Raw genomic sequence first — 23,091 nt, forward strand, 5'->3', positions numbered from 1 at the left:
TAAGGTCTACCCACTTCCACTACCGATAACTTGTAGTGTACTTCCCTCAGGAGGAATAGTCGTTGAAGTTTCTCCTATTCGGAGTTTACCTGCTGATTGCCCATTTTAAAGTACTTAGGGTTTAACCTTATACCATCTAACCAATTTTTTCTACTTTCGTAACTTTCACACTTAGGTTTATTTCATCCTTATGTTTTAGTTTAGTTAGCTTTAGGGGTTTCCAGCAATTCAAGTAGTATTGGATAGGTTATATCCTATCTCCACATATAAGTTTCCCTATATGCTGACTATTTTAGCTACTAACTCACGACTTAAAGTCACGAGTATGCGTAGCTATTTTTTAATCAAAATATACATCTGGACATAGATTAAATCTACTATTACATGCAAATGTATACTCTTTACTTTCAATAAAGATTATCAATCTTCTATAAAATGAAAAATCACCTAGCTTAAGCTAGGCGATATATATTATACACTATTATTTAAATTTATGCTTCTTTTATTATCTCTACTACCATCTTAGCAGAATCATATAAGTCTTTTATAGCTATATGTTCACTTAATGTATGAGCATTTTTCATACCTATTCCTAAAGTTATAGCTTCGATACCATTTTTACTTAATATATTTGTATCACTGCCTCCTCCTGTAGATTCAGTATGACCCTCTATACCTAAGTTTGAAAAAGCTTTCTTTGCAAGTTTTATTATTTCAGAATCTTCGTTAACATCTATTGGAGTATATGCTCTGTTTACATCTATCTCAATTTGAGCTCCAAAATCTTTAGCAGCTTTTTCAAAAGTATCTACCATATGTTTAGTTTGAACATCCAATTTATCTTCTTTTAAACTTCTAGCTTCTGCAACTATATTAACTTCACCTGTTACTATATTTGTAGCTGTTCCACCGTTTATAATTCCTATGTTAGCAGTTGTTTCTTCATCTATTCTAAGTAAATTCATATTTTCTATTGCTCTAGCTGCTACCATTATAGCACTTATACCAGCCTCAGGCTCAAGACCTGCATGAGCAGTCTTTCCTAATATCTTAACATTTATTACATCTTGTGCAGGAGCTTTTACTATTATTTCTCCAGGAGAACCACCACTATCTAATACAAAAGCATATTTAGAATCTATTTTTCCATAGTCTAAATTTTTAGCTCCAACTAATCCACATTCTTCACATATAGAGAATACAACCTGTATATCAGTATGTTCTATGTTATTTTCCTTTATATATCTTAAGCCTTCTAATATAGCTGCTATACCTGCTTTATCATCAGAACCTAATATTGTAGTACCATCACTTTTTATTATTCCATTTGCTTCATCCACTATAGGCTTTACTCCTATACCTGGAGTTACTGTGTCCATATGTGAACTAAATAATATTTTCTTACCTTCTTTATTTCCTTTTAATGTAGCTATTATATTGCCAGTTTCTCCATTTGTTTTTTCACCAGCATTATCTACTACAACTGAACAACCTATTTCTTCTAATTTTTCAACTAATACTTTAGCAACATTCCCCTCTTTTAAAGATAAACTGTCTATCTGTATTAATTCAAGGAACTCGTTTAAAATTCTTTGCTCGTTTATCATAATCTTCCTCCATAATATAATAGGTATTTCAACATATATTGTAGTGTAATATTTAAATATTATCAATAGTTTTTAAGTTTTTATATTACTTTCCTTAATTTTTTTAGTAAAGTGAAAGTCAAGGCTAAATTCTTGCATTTTTATTATTTCTATCTAACTATATTTCTTTGTCTAGAATCTATAAAACATAACCAATATCCTAAGCTATTTGTTCTATTGTCACAAGCTTGATATCTTAAGAACCCTGTGCTTCCATTGTCTGGCTGTTCACTTCTATTTCCTGGAATAGCATAGATATAATGTTTTCTTTTATTATATTCATCATATTGAACTCCAAATAAGTAATGTCTATATTTATATGAATGCAATACTGCATCACTATACATCGTATAATTCAACACATTTAAATATCCTAAATGAGGCATTGTATATCCACATAGAGTTGTAGGGTTTATCTCTATTTTCCACCATCTTGTCTTATCTATATAATCTGTTGCAAAAGGTTTTACTTCTCTAAATAATTTCAAACCTTTCTTTATTTGTCTAGGCATAAGTAATGTACTAGTTTGTTTATTTCCACTATCTCCTTGACTTACTCCATTGGCTCTTTTTATTTTTTCAATATTATTCTGCTCTTTCTGAGCTTTCTTTGATTTAGTAGGTTTTAAAGAAACAACAGATTCCTCTTCTCTGTTTATTTCAAAATCTTCTTCTTCATCTTCATTATCTTCGTCACATTCATCATCATATTCCATATCTCTATATTCTTCTTGTGCCTTAACCTTATTGTAGTTTTCTATTTCCTTATAATTATTAAATTCTTCTATTTCCTCATCACTAGAATCTTCTATGTCCGTTCTTGCTTTTAATTCTCCATCTTCAACGTCTTCATCATCTTCCCAATAATCTTCGTACTCATCTTCATCATATTCTTCTATAATATATTCTTCATCATCGTCGCTACCTTCTTCTCTCTCACTATCTTCCTCATTGTCTATCTCTTCATATTCTTCGTCTTCTTCCAGCTCTTCATATTCTTCATCTTCTACCTCTTGGAATAATATGTCCTCATAATTTTCAATCTTATTTCCTTTAAATCCAATTAATGGTATATTTTTCCCATACAATAATGCAATACCTTTTATTTCATCATCATAATCCTCTAAGTCTAAAACAAATTCACCTCTTCCTTGTTCATTTAAAATTATATTTCCTAGGTCTATTAACCCATGGTCACCTTTTATTGCCACTGCTTTATACCCATCTTTAACATATTTTAGATTTTCTACATATAATGCAATAATTGCTTTTTCATCATTTACTTCAACTTTTGCAAAAGCTTTTGGCAGTACTCGTTCTTTGTATCTAAAGTTTATGTCTTTAGCTTCTAGTATTATATAGTCTCTTTTAAACTTTCTTTTAGAACCCACTGCAATCCCCCCTTAACACAGTTTCTCTAAACAATATATGTTAATAAAATAAAAAAAAGTACCTTCTATTTAGAAGATACTTTTGTATTTATTATATTTGAAAGAACTGCAAACTCTTCTATACTAAGAGTTTCACCCCTTCTTTTTTCATCTATATTAGCTTCTTTTAATATTTCTCTTATTTCGTCTTTATTAATAAAACCAAGACCTCCCAACGAATTGAGAAGAGTTTTTCTTCTTTGCCCAAAAGATGCTTTTACTGTTTTAAAGAATAGTTCTTCGTTATGAACATCATATTTTCTTTCAGCTCTTACATGTAGACCTATAACTGTAGAATCTACATTTGGCTGTGGTATAAACATATGTCTTGGAGCTTTTGCTACAATCTCTGTTTCACAATAATATTGAACAGCTATAGATAATGCTCCATAATCTTTAGTACTTGGTATAGCATTCATTCTATCTGCAACTTCTTTTTGAACCATGACTACTATATCTGTTACAGGTATATCTTCTTCTAAAAACTTCATGACTATTGGCGTAGTTATATAATATGGAAGATTTGCCACAAGCTTAACTGGCCCACCATTTAATTTATCTTTTATTAGTTCTTGTATGTCTACTTTTAATATATCTTTATTTACTACTTCTGTGTTATCTAAATCTGACAATGTATCTTTCAGTATAGGTATTAGATTTCTGTCAATTTCTATAGCCACTACTTTTTCTGCTACTTTACCCATTTCACGAGTAAGAGTACCTATTCCAGGTCCTACTTCTATTATGTTGTCGCCTTCTTTAATCCTAGCTCCAACTAATATTTTATCAATTATATTACTATCTATTAAAAAATTCTGACCTAGAGACTTTGAAAATTTAAAATTATATTTTTGTACTACTTCTTTTGTTGCACTATGTGAAGATAGTCTATCCATTATTTACTCCTTTTAACTTATTTTAAGATTTAATTTTTTTAATTATACATATTTGTATGTGTTTAAAACAAAGTATTTATTAGAAATAATTTGTCTTAAATTAACCTGTGATTTCACATCTATTTTATATAATATTTTTCATATACTAAATATTACATTTAGAGTTGTTTTAATGCATCTATAAATTCTTCTCTTTCAACTCCATAATTATTCAATCTATTTAAAAATTGTTTTGCGTTTCCATATCCAATTCCAAGTATTTTACCAAGTGCATTTCTTCTATGTGATGCATCTTCGTTACCTATAAGACCATTTCTAATTAGGTCAACTTGTTTAAATTCATTTCTTTTTTCTGTATTTTCAGTTCTAACTTTATTCAAAGCTGCTATTATACTTTTAGGAGTAGCATTTTCAATTCCTATGTCTCCATCTTTTTTAGCTTCTTCTCTTGGTAGAAATGCATGTTTACATCCTGGAACTTCTGATGCTATTTTTTTTCTTATTTTTTCACCTGCAAAGTCTGGGTCTGTAAATATTATGACACCACGTCTTTCATTAGCAGCTTTTATACGCTCCATTACACCTTTTGGAAATCCAAATCCCCCTGTAGTTATAAGTTCTGCATCTATTGCTCTCTTAACTGCTGTAACATCATCTCTACCCTCTACTACGATTATTTCTTTTATCATATAAATTCACCTTTTATTCGTTTTTAGTTTTTCTTTACATCTATTTATTTTAAGGTTTTTATTTGATTTAATCAAGGTACTAAGCTATTTATTTTTATTTGAAAACATATCTTATTAAAAAATCATTTTTATTAAATGAATACTACCTTGTTTTTTATAACCTTATTTACAAATAGTAGTAGAGATACTTTTCTTTATATTTAATATGTTAATATCTTTTATTAATATTAAGTATATTATGCCATCTATAGAACATTTGTATATGTCAAAAGGCGAATTCTATATATCAGAATCCACCTTTTTATACACATAAATTATCATTTCATTTTGATACATTCTATTTTAAATTACTTTTCTATAAGTTTAACTCTCTTTTTCTGTCTTTCCATCATATTTTGATGTCCATTTATTTAGTATAGCTTCTCTATTTCTAGCTGATGATTTTAAATCATTGTCTATCATTTGTTCTAATGGCTTTTTAGGGAATCCTTCTGGTATTGGATTTCCTGTATCAATTGTAGTAACTGCAAAATTCTTAGAATACTCATTCATTACATCTTTACTTATCGCCCAATCTAAAAATACTTTTGAAGCTTCCTTCATATTGTCTTTTTTCACAAGAGCATTTGATTCTAACTCCCATCCAGAACCCTCTTTGGGAAATACAACTTCTACTGGATATCCTTCCTCTTTTAATTTTATACCTCTATTTCCAAAAGATATACCTATAGGGTATTCTCCAGAAGCTGCTGATATTGCTGGTGCTGAACCAGATTGAGTATATACCCCAATATTTTTATGTAGCTTATCCATGTATTGCCATGCTTTTTCTTCACCCATAATTTGTATAAGTGCTGATACTGTTAAATATCCTGTTCCTGCAGAAGATGGGTTAGGCATAGATATAAGACCTTTATATTCTGGTTTTATTAAATCTTCATAAGAGCTAGGAACTGGTATGTTTTTATCTTTTAATTCTTTAGTATTTACTGTTATACCTGTCATCCAAGCATCTATTCCAACCCAAGAAGGAACTTCCTTATCATCTTTAAAAGCAGGATTTATCTTATCAAAGTCTTTTGGAGTATATGGCTCTAACATTCCTTGATCATCTAAAATTATCATACTTGTAGCTGCAACACCCCATAATACATCTGCTTGAGGATTGTCTTTTTCAGCCAGTAGTCTTGCTGTTATATCTCCTACTGATGCTCTAAAAACATTCAATTTAACATCTGGATATTTTTCTTTAAATGTAGCTAAATATGTGTCTATACTATCTTCTTCAATTGCTGTATAAACTGTTAACTCTCCTTTTGTCTTACTATAAGTCTTTGAATCTGAACCTGATGAGGCAGTACTGCACCCTGTTATTACACTCAATAAAAGTGTTGATAATACTCCTAAAGAAACTAGCTTCTTAAATTTCATTTTTTCCCCCCTAGGCAACATCTTTTTGTTGCCATTTTTGTGTGTTATTTTTTAGTTTTTTTGTTACAAATTCGTACAACAGTCTTACTATTATATTTGTTAAAAGCACTAATACTGCCATAGCAGCCGATGGCCCTATATATCCTATCTCATCTAACTTTAGTATTGATATTGATGCTGTTTGAGTTTGAGGTGTATATAAGAATATTAATGCTGAAACAGTAACCATTGAATTCATAAAGTAATATACTGCTATTTCAAGTATCGATGTTATAGACATAGGAACTGTTACATTGAAAAACACTTTATAAAATGGTATATTTATAGATTTTGCAACTAGTTCATATTCTTTATCTAGCATCTTTAGTGATGAATTTGAAGTTATGAAAGAAACGGTATAGAAATGAACTATATTTACTATAACTAGTATCATTGTACTCCCATATAGAAAGTTTAATGGATTATTTGATGAGTTAAAAAAAGTTATATATGATATACCTAAAGCTAAGCCAGGCAATGCCATAGGTATCATTGATAAAAAGTAAGCTATTTGTCTTAACATAGGGAATTTATCTACTTTTTCTATCATATATGCACTAAAAAATACAAATATAGTTCCAAATATTGCTGTTAAAGTTGATATTTTTAAACTACTTAAATATGTTTTTATTCCATTTCCAGATATTCCTTTAAATGTATAATGCTCTATTGTGAAATTTAAATTATATGGCCATAACTTTATAACTGAGCCTATAACTGAAACGAATATCAAGATAAAGATTAATAAGGTTATAAAACTACATGCTATTAAAAACACTCTATCTCTAAGCTTATTTTCCTTAATCTTATATGGTATAGATTTTGCAGTTATAGTCATCTCCTGTTTCTTGCTTGCCATCTTGTCTAATGCAAAAGCTATTAGTACAGGAATCAACATTACCATAGAAACAGTTGCTCCCATTGGTATATTAAATTGTCCAACCACTTGTTTATATATGTCAGTAGCTAACACATTATAGTTTCCTCCAACTACCTTTGCCGCTCCAAAATCTGTAAATGCTAGTATAAAGGATACAAAGAATGAACTAATTAGTGAATACTTTATACCTGGAATTGTGATTTTATAGAACTTTTTAAATCCACTAGCTCCCAAGCTATCTGCTGCTTCATAAAGTCTGTAATCTGCCATTGAAAGTGCGACAGACAATATTAAGAATGCTTGTGGAAATGTAAATAGTATCTGAGAAATAATTATTCCTAATGGACCATATAATTGTACCTCAAATCCCATAATTGTAAAAAACCCCTTATTTCCAAAAAGATATATAAGTGAAATACCATATAACATAGCTGGCGCAAAAAGTGGAAAAATTCCCATAGTTTTAAAAAAGTTCTTAAATTTTATATTTGTTCTTGTTATTGCATACGAATATATAAATGCTAAACATAGTGATATTAAAGACGAAACTGTAGATACAAAAACTGAGTTCTTAAACGATTTTATAAGGCTTGGATTTTCAATATACTTACTAAAGTTTGAAAAGCCTATAAAATTTCCACTTGTATCTAGAAAAACATTTTTTAATAATGATACTAATGGAAATAATATAAATACCATTAGTAAAATTACTGAAAAAGTTAAAGTATACTTTTGTATAGTACTATCACTTATTTTTCTTTTATTTTTTACTTTTATCATTTATTCACCCCTAGCTATTAAGCACATCCCTCTGATTTATACGCTACAATTCCTTTTGGTATCTTAAAGTTTATTTTAGAACCTATACACAAATTCATTTGTTCCATAACTTTTGAAACTACATCTATTTTTATTTGCTTAGAACAATACTCAACTGTAATTCTATAGTTAAATCCTCTAAATTCAATATCCAAAATCTCACCAACTTTTATATCCTCATCTTTAGAATCTCTATTAAATTCTATACTTATATCTTCTGGTCTAATTGCGATTTTATTAATACCATCATCTATAAAATTAATTGTTCCTATAAAGTCAGCTACAAAAGGTGTGTTGGGATTTTTATATACTTCTCTTGGTGTTCCAACCTGTATTATTTCTCCATTATTCATAACAACCATCTTATCAGATAAACAAAGTGCTTCATCTTGGTCATGTGTTACCATTATAGTTGTAATTCCTAGTTTTCTATGTAAGCTTCTAATTTGCTCTCTAAGTTTTAACCTTACTTTTGCATCTAATGCAGATAAAGGTTCATCAAGAAATAAAAAGTTTGGTTCTAAAGCAATTGCACGAGCTAATGCTACTCTTTGTTGTTGACCTCCGGATAATTGTGATGGATATTTTTTCTCATATCCACTCAATTCTACAATTTCTAGAACTTCTTTAACCTTTTTTTTGATATTAGATTTACTTATATTTTTATTTTCTAATCCAAAAGCTATGTTTTTGTAAACATTCATATTTGGAAATAATGCATATGACTGGAAAACTATACCAAAATTTCTACTTTCAGGCGGTGAATTGGTCATATCCTTATCGTTTATTATTATTTTTCCATCATGTTTATCTTCAAGACCTGCAATTATCCTAAGCAATGTACTTTTACCACAACCACTTGGACCTAGTAAACAGATAAACTCTCCTTTTTCAATGTCAATAGATATATCTTTTAGTACTTTGACTTGTCCATAACTTTTACTTACATTTTTTACTTGTAAAAAAGACATTTATAAAACCCCTCCCAAAGCCAACCTGAACCTAAATAGGTCTTCTCTATTTAAACTCTTGCTTTCAAGTTAATAGTTATCTGAAAGCAATTTACTTTTTATTTTCCTTCTTTATATCTTCTTTCATCATATATTCTAGAATTACTTAAATAAAAATTTACATACCTATTTTAATAATCGGTTAATAACGTAATTACTTGATATATTATAGTTATATTTTAATCTTAATATTAAAAATAACTTATTTTAATCTGTAATATCTATACTTCTAAATTAATAGTAATAAGTAAAATATGTTGATTGTTATAAGTTTAATACATAATTATTTATAAATATTGAGTTTATATTGGTTCTGAAAAATATTTTAAAAATTTTAACACGTTAAAAGAGCCTAGATATAAAATTTATATTCTAGGCTCTTTTTTATTTGATTTTATTATTAAACTTAACTCTCTTTTTCTGTCTTTCCATCATATTTTGATATCCATTTATTTAGTATAGTTTCTCTATTTTTTGCTGCTGATTTTAAATCATTATCTATCATTTGTTCTAATGGTTTTTTAGGGAATCCTTCTGGTATTGGATTTCCTGTAGAAACTGTAGTAACAGCATAATTCTTAGAATACTCATTCATTGCTTCTTTACTTATCGCCCAATCTAAAAATACTTTTGAAGCTTCTTTTATATCATCTTTTTTTACAAGAGCATTTGCTTCTATATCCCATCCAGAACCCTCTTTTGGAAATACAACTTCTACTGGATATCCTTCCTCTTTTAATTTTATACCTCTATATCCAAAAGATATACCTATAGGATATTCTCCAGAAGCTGCTGATGTAGCTGGAGCTGAACCAGATTGAGTATATACACCAATGTTTTCATGTAATTTGTCCATGTATTGCCATGCTTTTTCTTCACCCATAATTTGTATAAGTGCTGATACTGTTAAATATCCTGTACCAGAAGAAGATGGATTAGGCATAGATATAAGACCTTTATACTCTGGCTTTGTTAAATCTTCATAAGAACTAGGAACTGGTATGTTTTTATCTTTTAATTCTTTAGTATTTACTGTTATACCTGTCATCCAAGCATCTATTCCAACCCAAGAAGGAACTTCCTTATCATCTTTAAATGCAGACTCTATTTCCTCAGAACCTTTTGGGGCATATGGTTCTAACATTCCTTGCTCATCTGCAACTAATAAGCTTGTAGCTGCAACTCCCCATACAACATCTGCTTGAGGATTATCCTTTTCAGCCAGTAGTCTTGCTGTTATGTCTCCTGTTGATGCTCTAACAATATTTAATTTAATATCTGGATATTTTTCTTTAAATGTAGCTAAATATGGTTCTATACTATCTTCTTCAATTGCTGTATAAACTGTTAAATCTCCTTTTGTCTTACTATCAGTCTTTGAATCCGAACCTGATGAGGCAGTACTGCACCCTGTTATTACACTCAATAAAAGTGTTGATAATACTCCTAAAGAAACTAGCTTCTTAAATTTCATTTTTACCTCCCCTAGGCAACATCTTTTTGTTGCCATTTTTGTGTGTTATTTTTCAACTTCTTTGTGACAAATTCGTACAAAAGCCTTACTACTATATTTGTTAAAAGCACTAATACTGCCATAGCAGCCGATGGCCCTATATATCCTATCTCATCCAACTTTAGTATTGATATTGATGCTGTCTGAGTCTGAGGAGTATATAAAAATATTAATGCTGAAACAGTAACCATTGAATTTACAAAATAATATACTACTATTTCAAGTATTGATGTTATAGACATTGGAACTGTTATGTTAAAAAACACTTTATAAAATGGTATATTTATAGATTTTGCAACTAGTTCATATTCTTTATCTAGAATCTTTAGCGATGAATTTGAAGTTATAAAGCAAACTGAATAAAAATGAACTATATTTACTATAACTAGTATCACTGTACTTCCATATAGAAAGTTTAATGGATTATTTGCTGAGTTAAAAAAAGTTATATATGATATACCTAAAACCAATCCAGGTAATGCCATAGGTATCATTGATAAAAAGTAAGCCGTTTGTCTTAATCTAGGAAATTTATCTACTTTTTCTATCATATATGCACTAAAAAATACAAATATAGTTCCAAATATTGCTGTTAAAGTTGATATTTTTAAACTACTTAAATATGTTTTTATTCCACTTCCCAAGATACCTTTAAATGTATAATGCTCCATTGTAAAACTTAAATTATATGGCCATAGTTTTATAACTGAACCTATAACTGAAACGAATATCAAAATAAAGATTAATAAAGTTATAAAACTACATGCTATTAAAAATACTCTATCTCTAAGCTTATTTTCCTTAATTTTATATGGCATAGATTTTGCAGTTATAGTCATTCCTTGCTTTTTACTTGCCATCTTATCTAATGTAAAAGCTATCAGTACAGGAATCAGCATTACCATAGAAACAGTTGCTCCCATTGGTATGTTAAATTGCCCTACTACTTGTTTGTATATGTCAGTAGCCAATACATTATAGTTTCCTCCAACTACCTTGGCTGCTCCAAAATCTGTAAATGCTAGTATAAAGGACACAAAGAATGAACTAACCAGTGAATACTTTATACCTGGAATTGTAATTTTACAGAACTTCTTAAATTCACTAGCTCCCAAGCTATCTGCTGCTTCATAAAGTCTATAATCTGCCATTGAAAGTGCAACAGATAATATTAAAAATGCTTGTGGAAATGTAAATAGTATCTGAGAAATAATTATTCCTAATGGACCATATAATGGTACCTCAAATCCCATTGTTGTAAAGATTCCTTTATTTCCAAAAAGGTATATAAGTGAAATACCATATAACATAGTTGGTGCAAAAAGTGGAAACATCCCCATAGTTTTAAAAAAGTTTTTAAACTTTATATTTGTTCTTGTTATTGCATACGAATATATAAATGCTAAACATAGTGATATTAAAGACGAAACTGTAGATACAAAAATTGAGTTTTTAAACGATGCTATAAGACTTGGATTTTCAATATACTTACTAAAATTTGAAAAACCTATAAAATTTCCAGTTGTATCTAAGAATGCATTTTTTAATAATGATACTAATGGAAATAATATAAATACTATTAGTAAAATTACTGAAAAAACTAAGAAACATTTCTGTATCGTGCTATCACCTATTCTTCTTTTATTCTTTGCTGTTATCATTTATTCACCCCTAGCTATTAAGCACATCCCTCTGATTTATACTCTACAATTCCTTCTTTAGGTATCTTAAAGTTTATTTTAGAACCTATACATAGTTTCATTTGTTCAGCAACTTTTGAAACTACATCTAACTTCATTTGTTTAGAACAATACTCAACTGTAATTCTATAGTTAAATCCCCTAAATTCAATATCCAAAATTTCTCCTACTTTTATATCCTTATCTTTAGAATCTCTATTGAATTCTACTTTTATATCTTCTGGTCTAATTGCTATTTTATTAATACCATCATCTATAAAATTAATTGTTCCTATAAAGTCAGCTACAAAAGGTGTGTTGGGATTTTTATATACTTCTTTTGGTGTTCCAACCTGTATTATTTCTCCGCTATTCATAACAACCATCTTATCAGCCAAACAAAGCGCTTCTTCTTGGTCATGAGTTACCATTATAGTTGTAATTCCTAGTTTTCTATGTAAACTTCTAATCTGCTCTCTAAGTTTTAACCTTACTTTTGCATCTAATGCCGATAAAGGTTCGTCAAGAAGTAAAAAGTCTGGTTCTAAAGCAATTGCACGAGCTAATGCTACTCTTTGTTGTTGTCCTCCTGATAATTGTGCTGGATATTTTTTATCATATCCACTCAATTCTACAACTTCTAGAACTTCTTTAACCTTCTTATCGATATTAGATTTACTTATATTTTTATTTTCTAATCCAAAAGCTATGTTTTTGTAAACATTCATATTTGGAAATAATGCATATGACTGAAAAACTATACCAAAATTTCTACTTTCAGGTGGTGAATTGGTCATATCCTTATCGTTTATTATTATTTTTCCATCATGTTTATCTTCAAGACCTGCAATTATCCTAAGCAATGTACTTTTACCACAACCACTTGGACCTAGTAAACAGATAAACTCTCCTTTTTCAATGTCAATAGATATATCTTTTAGTACTTTGACTTGTCCATAACTTTTACTTACATTTTTTACTTGTAAAAAAGACATTTATAAAACCCCTCCCAAAGCCAACCTGAACTTAAATAGGTCTTCTCTATTTAAACTCTTGCTTCCAAGTTCATAGTTATGCTGAGAATAATCCCCATGGTAATCTGAACCTCCTGTAACTACCAAGTTGTACTTCTTAGCATAAAAAAGTGATTCTTTTTCCAATTCTTTATTGTGTGAAGGATGATATGCTTCTATGCCATCTAATCCTACTTTTACCATATCTTCAATAGCACTGAAATTGTCCATTTGACCAGGATGGGCTAATACACAAATTCCACCAGAATTTTTTATAGCTTTTATTGCATCTCTATAATCCACATACTTTAAGGATACATATGCCTTACCATTTCCTCTGTGAAACAATTCTTTATATAGACTGGAATATATATTATCTGTATATCCTTTATCTATAAGAGCTTTCATTATGTGTTGTTTAAATATTCCAGTTTTTGATGAGTATTTCTTTACATCTTCTAGAGATATTTTGTATCCTAAATCTATAATTTTATTTACCATCTTAACGGATGCTTTATGTCTATCGCATACCATTGGATTACATAGACTTTTTATTTCTTGACTATTTAAATCTATGTTATATCCTAGAATATGAACTCTTTTTCTATTTTTGTAATCATAAGCCGAAATTTCTATACCTGGTATTATTGTTATTCCATAATGTTCTCCAAGTACAAGAGCTTCATCTAATCCAGATAAAGTATCATGATTTGTTATTGCTAGTACATTTATATTCTTTTCTGATGCTTTTTTTATTATTTCTTCTGTAGTTAAATTATTATCTGATATACTTGTATGACAATGTAAATCTGTTAACAATCTTTATACCTCCCTTTTATAAACTGTATTTCCATTTACAATAGTATTTACAATCTTTGGATATTCACTATCAATATCTACTAAAACTAAATCTGCCTTTTTATTTTCTTCTATGCTACCTCTTTCATCGTATATACCAACTGCTTTAGCTGGATTTGAAGTAAATAAATTGACTGCTCTATTTAAATTGTTAGTTTTTTCTGCAACTATGCACATAGACTTTATCATAGCTGATGGAAGATAATCCGAACAAACAATGTCACAACAGTCTTCCAATATAGCATCCATTGCTGTTAAGTTGTTATTGTGAGATTTTCCCCTTACAATATTTGGTGCACCCAGACAAGTTAAGACACCTAGCTTCTTTGAATACTTTGCAACCTCAAGAGTTATAGGAAATTCAGATACATTGACTCCTATATTTTTTATAAAATCCATCTTTTCTAATGTATCATCATCATGTGAAGCAATATTTATATTTTTATTTTTTGCTTTTCCTATAACATTAGCTATTTTGTTCCAATCCAAATTATCATGTAAATCTACTAGACCATCTAGCCATGTATCAACATAATTTTCTGTAACTCCCCATACTTTAGTAGCATATTCTCTATAAAATTTTGGATTTGTATACTGACCTTGACCTGGAGAATGGTCCATTATTGATAAATAATCTATTTTATTTTCCTCTAATAATTCTGAAACCTTATCTAAACCTTCATGATATAATACTTCGTATCTTAGATGAACCTTATGATTTATACTCTTACTATCTACATTTTTGTATGAATCAATATTTTCAATCATCTTTAAAGAATTATCAATACTTCTAACCCCTACTCCATCACCTAAAGATATAGAATGATAAACTGTAGTTATTCCATTTGCAGGTAATTTTTTATCAAGTTCATAAAATGCCATATTAAATGGTAATAATGTACTTGGTCTTGGCTCTATTTCCTTTTCAATAGCATCACTATGAATATCTATGATACCAGGTATGACATACAAGTTTTTTGCATCTATTATTTCATCTATCTCATTAAAATCAAATGCATAGTCAATCTTATCATTTGATACTTTTTTTATTGTATCTCCTTCTATAATTAAATGAGCATTTTCAAGTATTGCATCTTCTAATACAATATTTGCATTATGAATTAGTTTTATCATCTAGGCTACCCCACTTTCACTCATAGTCCCTTTTGCCATAGTAAAGGTCTTATCTATAACAGTTTCCATAAATTCTATATCATGAAAAATTCCTATCATTGTAGTTCCTTGACTTTTAAGTTCCAACATTTTTTCTTTTACATATATTTTAGATTGATTATCAAGCGATGCAGTTGGTTCATCAAGTAACAAGAGTCTAGGTTTTTTAACCATAGCTTGAGCAAGATTTAATCTTAACTTTTCTCCACCAGAAAAATTATTTGGATAAGCATCCCATAAATTTTCCTTTATTTCAAATTGATTAAGTATATCTTTTGCCATATCATATGCACAAATTTTTTCAAACCCACTCTCAATTAATGAATGTATTACTAGTTCAATTGCAGTTATTCGTGGAAGTGTCTTTAAAAACTGTGATACATACCCTATTTCCTTTTTTCTAAGGTTTATCATTTCTCTGTCTCCAATTTTAGCCAAGTCTATATTCCCATATGTTTCTGAGTTAAAGATTATTTCTCCAGTTGTTGGTATGTATGTTTTGTAAATACTTTTTAATATAGTGGATTTACCTGCTCCAGATTTACCTATTATTCCTAAGAATTCCCCTTTTGAAACTTCAAAGCTTATATTATTACATGCCTTTATAGTTTTGTTCAATGCATGTAGTTCAAAATCCTTACTAAAATTATTTACTTCAAGTATAGTTTCTTTCATTTTATTCAAAGCCCCCATTTTACTTATTTACAAACAATATTTATAACAATGAATTTATAAGTTGCTGAGTATATGGGTGTTGTGGGTCTTCCATTATTTGGTCTGTAAGACCAGACTCAATAACACTTCCATTTTTCATTACAATTGTCCTATCAGCAAGCATTTTGATAACATCAAAGTCATGAGATACAACTACCATAGAAATCTTCAGCTCTCTTTGAATTTCTCTTATTAAATCCAAAACTTCGGCTTGTACAGATACATCTAAACCTGTTGTAACTTCATCTAGTAGCAATATTGGAGGATTATTTGAAAGAGCTTTTGCTATTTGAACTCGCTGTTGCATTCCCCCACTAAAGTATTTTGGTTTATGGTCTATTCTCTCTACAGGTATGTTAGTTTTTATTAGAAGTTCTTTGGCTCTATCTCTTATTTTTTCAACGTTATATAAATTTGCCATTAATAATTTTTCTGCTATGTTACCACCACTGCTAAAATCCAAGTTTAAACCAAGATGAGGATTTTGATATACAATACCCATAAAATGATTCTTTATATACCTCTTTTTCTGGTCTGAAAGTTCTAATATATTTTCATCTTTATTGTAATGTGATATATATACCTCTCCACTGTTGGCATGTTCTTGAAAAAATAGTATTTTTAATAATGTACTTTTTCCTGAACCAGATTCACCTACAATACCAAGAACTTCCCCTTCATAAAGTTCTAGATTTACATTATTACATGCAACTATAGAGCCACAATATTTGCATATATTGTTACTTTCATATCCTGTGCTTTCAAAACACTTTTCACATCCATCTCCATAAATAAGATTGATATTTCTTCCTATTAATACTTGTTTATCTAAATTTTCTACTCTTTTAGTTTTATTTATATTACTCATTCCAAGCACCTCCAATTGTCACATCTACACCGTTATTTCTTAACCTAACCTTTTCACAATAACTTGTATCTGAGCAACTATAGTACTTTTCATTAGTGTCACTATCATACACTTCATCCAAAAATGTGTTTGTACTTTTACATAAACTACAATACTTTCCTTCAAATTTTTCCTCTTCAAATTTATAATCTTCAAATTCTAAAGGTTCCACTTTTGTATATGGAGGAATTGCATATATCCTTTTTTCTCTTCCTGCACCAAATAAGAATAAATTGTCTGACATGTTTAATTTTTTTATGTCAAACCTTGGTATTGGAGATGGATTCATTAAATATCTATCATTTACTTTACATGGATATTCGGCTGCTATTGATATATCATCAAATCTAACTATATCTTCATAAAGATATACCCACATCCTGCTATAATCTTCTTCTGAATGCATTCTTCTCGTTTCAACTTCACTAGGTTCTACTATTCTAAGTGTTTCTGGTATTGGTACTTGAAATATCAGTATTTGGTTAGATTTTAGTTTTTCTTCTGGTATTCTATGTCTTGTTTGAATCAATGTAGCATCTAATGTATCTTTTGTGGTTTCTACATTGCTTACATCTGCGACAAAGCTTCTTATATTACAAGCATTTGTAGAATCATCACTTCCTTGGTCAATTACTTTTACTACATCACTTTTACCAATTAATGATAGTGTCAGTTGTAGACCTCCAGTACCCCATCCTTTAGCTATAGGCAATTCTCTTGAACCAAAAGGAACTTGATAACCAGGTATTGATACTGCTTTTAATATTTTTCTTCTTATTTCCTTCTTCGTGTTTTCATCTAAAAAACCATAGTTATATATCACCTAAACTTACCTCCATAAACTATTTTATTCTTTCTACATCCGCTTTAAAATCTACATAATGAGGAAGCTTAAAGTGAGATATAAATCCTAATGAATCTATTCCATCTATATGAAGCAATACAAATTCTTCATCTTGTGCTAGTTTTTCACTATTTGGTTCCAAAGATTTATCTAGTATAGCCATAGATATAGCCTTATTCTCGTTGTTCCCCATACAAAGACCATATCCTAAAGACATTTTATTTCTATCTTCTGAACTTTTTTTAGAACTTTCAGTCTTGTTTTGTGATGCTTTGGAAACTATTTCACATTCAGTAACCAACATGTCACCAACTGTTATTTGCTCATCTTCATAGATAGGATGTTTTATTTTTATAGATACATTACCTGTTCTAAGTTCACTTATATATGGATGTTCATCACCAAAACCTCTTACAATAGCATAAGCAAAACCTGATACCACTCCACTTTCACCTCTGGTTAAAGCCTGTAATTTTGCCGACCTAGAAACTGGAAATCTTAGACTATTTCTTGTGATATCATCTATCACTTCCTCTGATTTATCTTCACACACTTCTTCTTGTAATAAATTTTCTTCTCTAAATATATTAGATATCTTTGTAAACTTAGGTATTTCATCCACTTTTTCTAATTCACTTATGAAACTATCTTTAAAGTCTCTATTCTTTTTTTCGTCTTCTTTTAATAATTCTACATTTAGTATTCTATTCTCATAATCTCTTGTTGCTCCAAGATATTGACCTCCTGGTATATCTTTAAATGTAGCTGATATTCTCCTCTTTATTCTCATCTCTTCTGTGTTTATAGGTTCTGAATATGTAACTCTAGGCATTGTTGACCTTAAAGCTCTTATATAGAAAGATGCTTCTAATATATCACCTTGAGCTTGTTTTATAGCTAATGCAGATAATTCCTTGTTGTATAAACTACCTTCAGACATTACTTTATCTACAGCATAAGACATCTGCTCTTTAATCTGCTTTACATCTATAGGCAAACTCTCTCCTTTTACTCTATAAAATTCAAGTATATTTTTAGCCTGTAATATAGCTTCTTCTCCACCTTTAACTGCTACATAAGCCATTTTTATAGTACCTCCCAACTTAATTTTGATGACCTTGGTATAAAAACAAGTTCTCCTTTTTTATCCACTAAAATCAAATCTACTCCTATTGGATAATCTTTATTTATAGTAGATAATCTTTCTAGAAATTCTTTTTTAACTCCATCTATATATAAACTATTTTTAGATTTTATACCAGGACCACTTAAATCAAGTTTTATATACTTAGTTTGATAATCTATTGATAAATCATTTACTTGATGTATTATAGTTGCACTCTCATCTGGATATTCAAAAGAACCTATTCTAACTTGCAGTATATCTATTTCTGAATTAATATCTAAAAATAGATAATCTGACTTTTTATAATCTACTTGATTTGACATTGTAAGTGCTCTTATGTTTTTTATATCTTCTTGAGTATGATTTTCTACATAGAAGGTAACCTCTTGGTCTAATAGAGTAATTGCTATACCAATTGCTCCATTTGATAGTTTTGTATTATTTTCTATATTTATATTATCTATGTTATTTAATTTCCCAGGAAATGAAGCACTATCTAGCAGTTTTCTATATATTTCTTGTGTATAATTTACCATGATTCTCCTCCTATTTAATCCATAGTATTGAATTGAACTTTTGTTTTATTAATCAAACTAAACTCGTCAATAATCTCTTGCTCATATCTTAAGCTCTCTTCATATACACTTTTATTTATATAATTTTTTAACTCATCAAATTTAGTGTTATTGCTATGTAAAACTGCATCTATAGCTGCTAAATAAACAACTTTCTTATCATCATTTTCTGCAACTATTCCATAACCTAAACTTTCATCCACCTTTACACTACATTCTGTCACTAATATCTCTCCTAAATTAAATGTTGCATTATTTACACTTTCATTAGCTCTTACCATCACCGTAGCTAAGTTAGGTTCTTTGATTATAGAAATACTTGATATGTTTTTTATCATTGAATATATTTTTTCTAGTTTCCCTAAATCCATATTTATCAATATCTTAGTACTATCAACTGTATACAAGATTTTGCCTCCTTAATTTACCTTTCGTTTGCTTACCTAAGAATATAATAAACAACTTAAGTTAAATAGATATTATGTTTCAGTTAATTCTAATGGATATCTTGTAAATTCTTTTTTAACAATGTTAAGAAATTATATATTGAAAATGTAAATTAAATCACTAGAAATAAAAAAGGAGGTTGTCCCAAAATAGATATAAGCACCTTTTTCATTGTTAAAATGATGAAAATATATTTGATTTCAAAAAAAAGAGTGCCTCATGAACTAAAAAGTTCGTCTTGAGACACTCCCTCATTTTGTACTTATAATGATTTATTTTAATATATCATTATAAGTTTTAATTATTTATTTTATATTAAAAAACTTCTTTGCATTTTCTTTTGTAGCTCTACATACTTCTTCATATGATATACCTTTTTCTTGAGCTATTTTATCAGCAACAAAAGCTACTTGAGAAGGGTTATTTCTCTTTCCTCTGTGTGGCTCTGGTGACATATATGGTGAATCAGTCTCTATAAACAGCCTTTCCAGAGGAATTTCTCTTACTACTTCTCTAGTTTTCTTATTATTCTTAAAAGTAACTGTTCCTGGAATTGATATATAACAACCCATTTTAACATATTCTCTAGCTAATTCCACATTGCCACTATAACAATGGAGTACACACCCTATTTCAGGACTTTTAGTACTTTTTATTATCTCAAAAGTATCTCCATGTGCATCTCTATCATGTATTATTATTGGAAGTTTTAACTCATTAGCTAACTCAATTTGCTTCTTAAACCACTCTTTTTGCTCTTCTCTTGGAGAATAATCATAATAATAATCTAACCCAATTTCTCCAATAGCTACAACTTTTTCATTTTCAGTTGCAAGTTTTCTTAAAGTATCTATTGCTGTATCATCTAGCTTTGATACATCATGTGGATGTACTCCAACTGCTGAATATATAAAATCATACTTTTTTGCTAGTTCAATTGCTGTTATTGATGTTTCTATATCTGCACCTGGATTTACAACTAAATCTACACCTTTTTCTTTTAATGAACCAATAAGTTCATCTCTATCTTCATCAAAACTTTCATCGTTTAAATGTGCATGTGAGTCAAATAACATTTTTAATCTCCTTACTGTTTAATTGCTTATTAACGAACCTCGCATCCATCTTTAGCCCCTTGTGTAAATGGTAGAACATATGGGTCTCCATCATCACCTGCTGCTAGTATCATACCTTGAGATTCTACACCTCTTAATTTGACTGGTTTTAAGTTACATACTACTGTAACTTCCTTACCTACCAAGTCTTCTGGCTTATAGTATTCAGCTATTCCTGATACTATTTGTCTTGTTTCTGGTCCAATTTTAACTTGTGATACTAATAATTTATTTGCTTTTGGATGCTTTTCACAGCTTATTATTTTTCCTACTCTAAGCTCTATTTTATCTAAGTCATCAATAGTAATTTCTTCTTTATGCTCTAATGGCTTTTCTTCTACTGGAGGTTTCCCAGAAAACATCTTAGTTAATTCTTCTATTTCCTTTTCTACATCTAATCTTGGGAATAAAGGTTCACCTTTAAATACCTTTACATTTTCGCCAATAAGGCCAAATGTTTTTGTACTTTCCCATGTAGTTATATCATCTTGACCTTTTATTCCTATATGCTCATATATCTTATTTGCTGTTTCATTCATTATAGGATTTATTAATGTTGCAATTATTCTTATAGATTCACATAAATTATATAAAACTGTGTCTAATTCATCTTTCTTAGTTTCATCTTTAGCTAGTGCCCAAGGCATAGTCTCATCTATATATTTATTAGTTCTTCTAACTAATTTCCATACACTCTCTAATGCTTCATGGAATTGCATTTTGTCCATTTCAGCTTCAAAGTTTTCTCTAGTTGATACAGCTTGCTCTTTTAAATCTGCATCAAAGTCAGTTGAAACTTTTACTGTTGGTATTATACCATTATTATACTTTTCAACCATGGCTACTGTTCTGCTTATTAAGTTTCCTAAATCATTTGCTAGGTCATAATTTATTCTTGTTACAAAATTTCTATGAGTATAACTTCCATCTTGTCCAAATGCAAACTCTCTTAATAAGAAATATTTAAGTGTATCTATTCCATATCTTTCTATTATAGGTTCTGGATAAACCACATTACCTTTTGATTTACTCATCTTATCATCAGCAAATAATATCCATCCATGTCCAAATACTTGCTTTGGAACTTCTAAACCTAAAGCCATTAAAAGTGCTGGCCATATTATTGTATGGAATCTCACTATTTCTTTACCTACTATTTGAACATTTGCAGGCCAATATTTTTTGAATTCTTCATCATTGTCAGTCATATATCCTAATGCTGTTATGTAATTACATAAAGCATCTACCCATACATAAATTACATGTTTTTCATCAAAAGGAACTTTTATACCCCAGTCAAAAGTCGTTCTTGTTACGCTTAAGTCCTCTAATCCTTTATCTAAAAAGTTTGCTACCATTTCGTTTTTTCTAGCAGCAGGGAAACAGAAGCTATCATCCTTAAATAACTCTTTTAATCTATCTTCATATTTAGATAGTCTAAAGAAATAAGATTCTTCTTTCACTAAATATGTTTCTCTTCCACAATCAGGGCATTTATTTCCTTCCAATAATTGAGATTCTGTCCAGAAACTTTCACAAGGAGTACAATATCTACCTTCATATTCTCCTTTATATATATCACCTTGCTCATATAATTTAGTAAATATTTTTTGTATTATGTCTGTATGTCTTTTTTCTGTTGTTCTTATAAAATCATCATAAGATATATCCATAGTATTCCATAAAGCCTTTATATCTTTTATCATTCCATCAAGATATTCTATCTCTGACATTCCTTGTTCTATAGCTTTCTTTTGGATTTTTTCACCATGCTCATCTGTTCCTGTTAAGAACTTTACATCGTATCCACAAAAACGCTTAAATCTAGCTATCGTATCTGCTGCTACTGTTGAATAAGTATGACCTATGTGTAATCCTCCACTTGGATAGTATATTGGTGTTGTTACATAAAAACTCGGTTTGCTCATATTATTTACCTCCTAATTTTTTTATCGTTCTAGTTTTATAAATATTTCATTGAAATAATAAAAAATCGCCTCCTATGAGCTAACATAGGGGCGAGATTATTCACGGTACCACCCTAATTCATCTATAATAATTATGTTTCACATGAAATGTAGAAATTCACTTTATAGACATCTTAGTAGACTATAACGTGCCCAACCGTTTTATCCTAGCATATATGCTCAGATAAAAAGCTCCAAGACCATCTTCAATAAAGCTTTTGACACTAGCTTTCACCTAACCTAGCTCTCTGATAGAAAAAACCTTTATTTACTCTTCTTTTCATAGCTTATAATTTATATTACTATTTATTTCTATATAA

At 29.4% G+C, this 23,091-nt stretch carries 20 protein-coding genes and 1 other annotated feature; all 20 genes read right to left on the reverse strand.

The features are described 5' to 3' along the window. Positions 1 to 491 precede the first annotated feature (491 nt). On the reverse strand, positions 492 to 1,607 hold the full coding sequence (locus ACTG45_RS18950; RefSeq protein WP_021386442.1) for a tripeptidase T: 1,116 nt from the start codon (positions 1,605 to 1,607) through the stop codon (positions 492 to 494). Between the two features lie 149 nt (positions 1,608 to 1,756). Beyond that, entirely contained in the window at positions 1,757 to 3,037 is a 1,281-nt protein-coding gene (locus ACTG45_RS18955; RefSeq protein ID WP_479919586.1) for a hypothetical protein, read from the reverse strand. Between the two features lie 65 nt (positions 3,038 to 3,102). Beyond that, a complete protein-coding gene (gene rsmA / locus ACTG45_RS18960; protein ID WP_479919587.1) occupies positions 3,103 to 3,972 on the reverse strand; it encodes a 16S rRNA (adenine(1518)-N(6)/adenine(1519)-N(6))-dimethyltransferase RsmA in 870 nt (289 codons plus the stop codon). A 158-nt stretch (positions 3,973 to 4,130) separates the two neighbouring features. Further along, positions 4,131 to 4,661, reverse strand: a complete 531-nt coding sequence (rnmV, locus tag ACTG45_RS18965; RefSeq protein ID WP_479919588.1) for a ribonuclease M5 — start codon at positions 4,659 to 4,661, stop codon at positions 4,131 to 4,133. Positions 4,662 to 5,024: 363 nt separating this feature from the next. Then, positions 5,025 to 6,092: a putative 2-aminoethylphosphonate ABC transporter substrate-binding protein gene (locus ACTG45_RS18970; RefSeq protein WP_479917769.1), complete on the reverse strand. Its 1,068-nt coding sequence runs from the start codon at positions 6,090 to 6,092 to the stop codon at positions 5,025 to 5,027. Positions 6,093 to 6,102: 10 nt separating this feature from the next. Further along, positions 6,103 to 7,791, reverse strand: coding sequence for a putative 2-aminoethylphosphonate ABC transporter permease subunit (locus ACTG45_RS18975; protein ID WP_479919589.1), 1,689 nt, complete (start codon positions 7,789 to 7,791; stop codon positions 6,103 to 6,105). A 17-nt stretch (positions 7,792 to 7,808) separates the two neighbouring features. After that, on the reverse strand, positions 7,809 to 8,801 hold the full coding sequence (locus tag ACTG45_RS18980; RefSeq protein WP_479917771.1) for an ABC transporter ATP-binding protein: 993 nt from the start codon (positions 8,799 to 8,801) through the stop codon (positions 7,809 to 7,811). A 445-nt stretch (positions 8,802 to 9,246) separates the two neighbouring features. After that, complete coding sequence (locus tag ACTG45_RS18985) at positions 9,247 to 10,314, reverse strand: putative 2-aminoethylphosphonate ABC transporter substrate-binding protein (protein WP_479917772.1); 1,068 nt, start codon at positions 10,312 to 10,314, stop codon at positions 9,247 to 9,249. Positions 10,315 to 10,325: 11 nt separating this feature from the next. Continuing rightward, on the reverse strand, positions 10,326 to 12,014 hold the full coding sequence (locus tag ACTG45_RS18990) for a putative 2-aminoethylphosphonate ABC transporter permease subunit (RefSeq protein ID WP_479919590.1): 1,689 nt from the start codon (positions 12,012 to 12,014) through the stop codon (positions 10,326 to 10,328). Positions 12,015 to 12,031: 17 nt separating this feature from the next. Then, entirely contained in the window at positions 12,032 to 13,027 is a 996-nt protein-coding gene (locus tag ACTG45_RS18995) for an ABC transporter ATP-binding protein (protein ID WP_479919591.1), read from the reverse strand. Next, a complete protein-coding gene (locus tag ACTG45_RS19000) occupies positions 13,028 to 13,864 on the reverse strand; it encodes a PHP domain-containing protein (protein ID WP_021386467.1) in 837 nt (278 codons plus the stop codon). 3 nt (positions 13,865 to 13,867) lie between these two features. Further along, entirely contained in the window at positions 13,868 to 15,037 is a 1,170-nt protein-coding gene (locus ACTG45_RS19005) for an alpha-D-ribose 1-methylphosphonate 5-triphosphate diphosphatase (protein WP_479919592.1), read from the reverse strand. Beyond that, the gene (locus ACTG45_RS19010; RefSeq protein WP_021386449.1) at positions 15,038 to 15,751 is read right to left on the reverse strand and encodes a phosphonate C-P lyase system protein PhnL; all 714 of its coding nucleotides are present in this window, start codon (positions 15,749 to 15,751) and stop codon (positions 15,038 to 15,040) included. 40 nt (positions 15,752 to 15,791) lie between these two features. Then, positions 15,792 to 16,658, reverse strand: a complete 867-nt coding sequence (locus tag ACTG45_RS19015; RefSeq protein WP_479919593.1) for an ATP-binding cassette domain-containing protein — start codon at positions 16,656 to 16,658, stop codon at positions 15,792 to 15,794. Beyond that, positions 16,651 to 17,520, reverse strand: a complete 870-nt coding sequence (locus tag ACTG45_RS19020) for an alpha-D-ribose 1-methylphosphonate 5-phosphate C-P-lyase PhnJ (protein ID WP_021386460.1) — start codon at positions 17,518 to 17,520, stop codon at positions 16,651 to 16,653. Before ACTG45_RS19020 ends, ACTG45_RS19015 begins: the two co-directional genes overlap by 8 nt. 19 nt (positions 17,521 to 17,539) lie before the next feature. Next, positions 17,540 to 18,625, reverse strand: coding sequence for a carbon-phosphorus lyase complex subunit PhnI (locus ACTG45_RS19025; RefSeq protein WP_479919594.1), 1,086 nt, complete (start codon positions 18,623 to 18,625; stop codon positions 17,540 to 17,542). A 2-nt stretch (positions 18,626 to 18,627) separates the two neighbouring features. Next, complete coding sequence (phnH, locus tag ACTG45_RS19030; RefSeq protein WP_479919595.1) at positions 18,628 to 19,203, reverse strand: phosphonate C-P lyase system protein PhnH; 576 nt, start codon at positions 19,201 to 19,203, stop codon at positions 18,628 to 18,630. A gap of 14 nt (positions 19,204 to 19,217) precedes the next feature. Beyond that, positions 19,218 to 19,649, reverse strand: coding sequence for a phosphonate C-P lyase system protein PhnG (gene phnG / locus ACTG45_RS19035; protein ID WP_044214042.1), 432 nt, complete (start codon positions 19,647 to 19,649; stop codon positions 19,218 to 19,220). Between the two features lie 345 nt (positions 19,650 to 19,994). Further along, entirely contained in the window at positions 19,995 to 20,765 is a 771-nt protein-coding gene (locus ACTG45_RS19040) for a TatD family hydrolase (RefSeq protein WP_021386463.1), read from the reverse strand. A 29-nt stretch (positions 20,766 to 20,794) separates the two neighbouring features. Beyond that, the gene (gene metG / locus ACTG45_RS19045; RefSeq protein ID WP_021386453.1) at positions 20,795 to 22,732 is read right to left on the reverse strand and encodes a methionine--tRNA ligase; all 1,938 of its coding nucleotides are present in this window, start codon (positions 22,730 to 22,732) and stop codon (positions 20,795 to 20,797) included. Positions 22,733 to 22,815: 83 nt separating this feature from the next. Further along, positions 22,816 to 23,064: a binding site (T-box leader), on the reverse strand. Between the last annotated feature and the right edge of the window lie 27 nt (positions 23,065 to 23,091).

The organism is Clostridioides sp. LIBA-7602 (assembly GCF_056688945.1).

Excerpts from the sequence above, each read along its gene's own strand:
- ACTG45_RS18950 (WP_021386442.1), bottom strand. The coding sequence starts at position 1,607 with ATGATAAACGAGCAAAGAATTTTAAACGAGTTCCTTGAATTAATACAG.
- rsmA (WP_479919587.1), bottom strand. The coding sequence starts at position 3,972 with ATGGATAGACTATCTTCACATAGTGCAACAAAAGAAGTAGTACAAAAA.
- rnmV (WP_479919588.1), bottom strand. The coding sequence starts at position 4,661 with ATGATAAAAGAAATAATCGTAGTAGAGGGTAGAGATGATGTTACAGCA.
- ACTG45_RS18970 (WP_479917769.1), bottom strand. The coding sequence starts at position 6,092 with ATGAAATTTAAGAAGCTAGTTTCTTTAGGAGTATTATCAACACTTTTA.
- ACTG45_RS18975 (WP_479919589.1), bottom strand. The coding sequence starts at position 7,791 with ATGATAAAAGTAAAAAATAAAAGAAAAATAAGTGATAGTACTATACAA.
- ACTG45_RS18980 (WP_479917771.1), bottom strand. The coding sequence starts at position 8,801 with ATGTCTTTTTTACAAGTAAAAAATGTAAGTAAAAGTTATGGACAAGTC.
- ACTG45_RS18985 (WP_479917772.1), bottom strand. The coding sequence starts at position 10,314 with ATGAAATTTAAGAAGCTAGTTTCTTTAGGAGTATTATCAACACTTTTA.
- ACTG45_RS18990 (WP_479919590.1), bottom strand. The coding sequence starts at position 12,014 with ATGATAACAGCAAAGAATAAAAGAAGAATAGGTGATAGCACGATACAG.
- ACTG45_RS18995 (WP_479919591.1), bottom strand. The coding sequence starts at position 13,027 with ATGTCTTTTTTACAAGTAAAAAATGTAAGTAAAAGTTATGGACAAGTC.
- ACTG45_RS19005 (WP_479919592.1), bottom strand. The coding sequence starts at position 15,037 with ATGATAAAACTAATTCATAATGCAAATATTGTATTAGAAGATGCAATA.
- ACTG45_RS19010 (WP_021386449.1), bottom strand. The coding sequence starts at position 15,751 with ATGAAAGAAACTATACTTGAAGTAAATAATTTTAGTAAGGATTTTGAA.
- ACTG45_RS19015 (WP_479919593.1), bottom strand. The coding sequence starts at position 16,658 with ATGAGTAATATAAATAAAACTAAAAGAGTAGAAAATTTAGATAAACAA.
- ACTG45_RS19025 (WP_479919594.1), bottom strand. The coding sequence starts at position 18,625 with ATGGCTTATGTAGCAGTTAAAGGTGGAGAAGAAGCTATATTACAGGCT.
- phnH (WP_479919595.1), bottom strand. The coding sequence starts at position 19,203 with ATGGTAAATTATACACAAGAAATATATAGAAAACTGCTAGATAGTGCT.
- ACTG45_RS19040 (WP_021386463.1), bottom strand. The coding sequence starts at position 20,765 with ATGTTATTTGACTCACATGCACATTTAAACGATGAAAGTTTTGATGAA.
- metG (WP_021386453.1), bottom strand. The coding sequence starts at position 22,732 with ATGAGCAAACCGAGTTTTTATGTAACAACACCAATATACTATCCAAGT.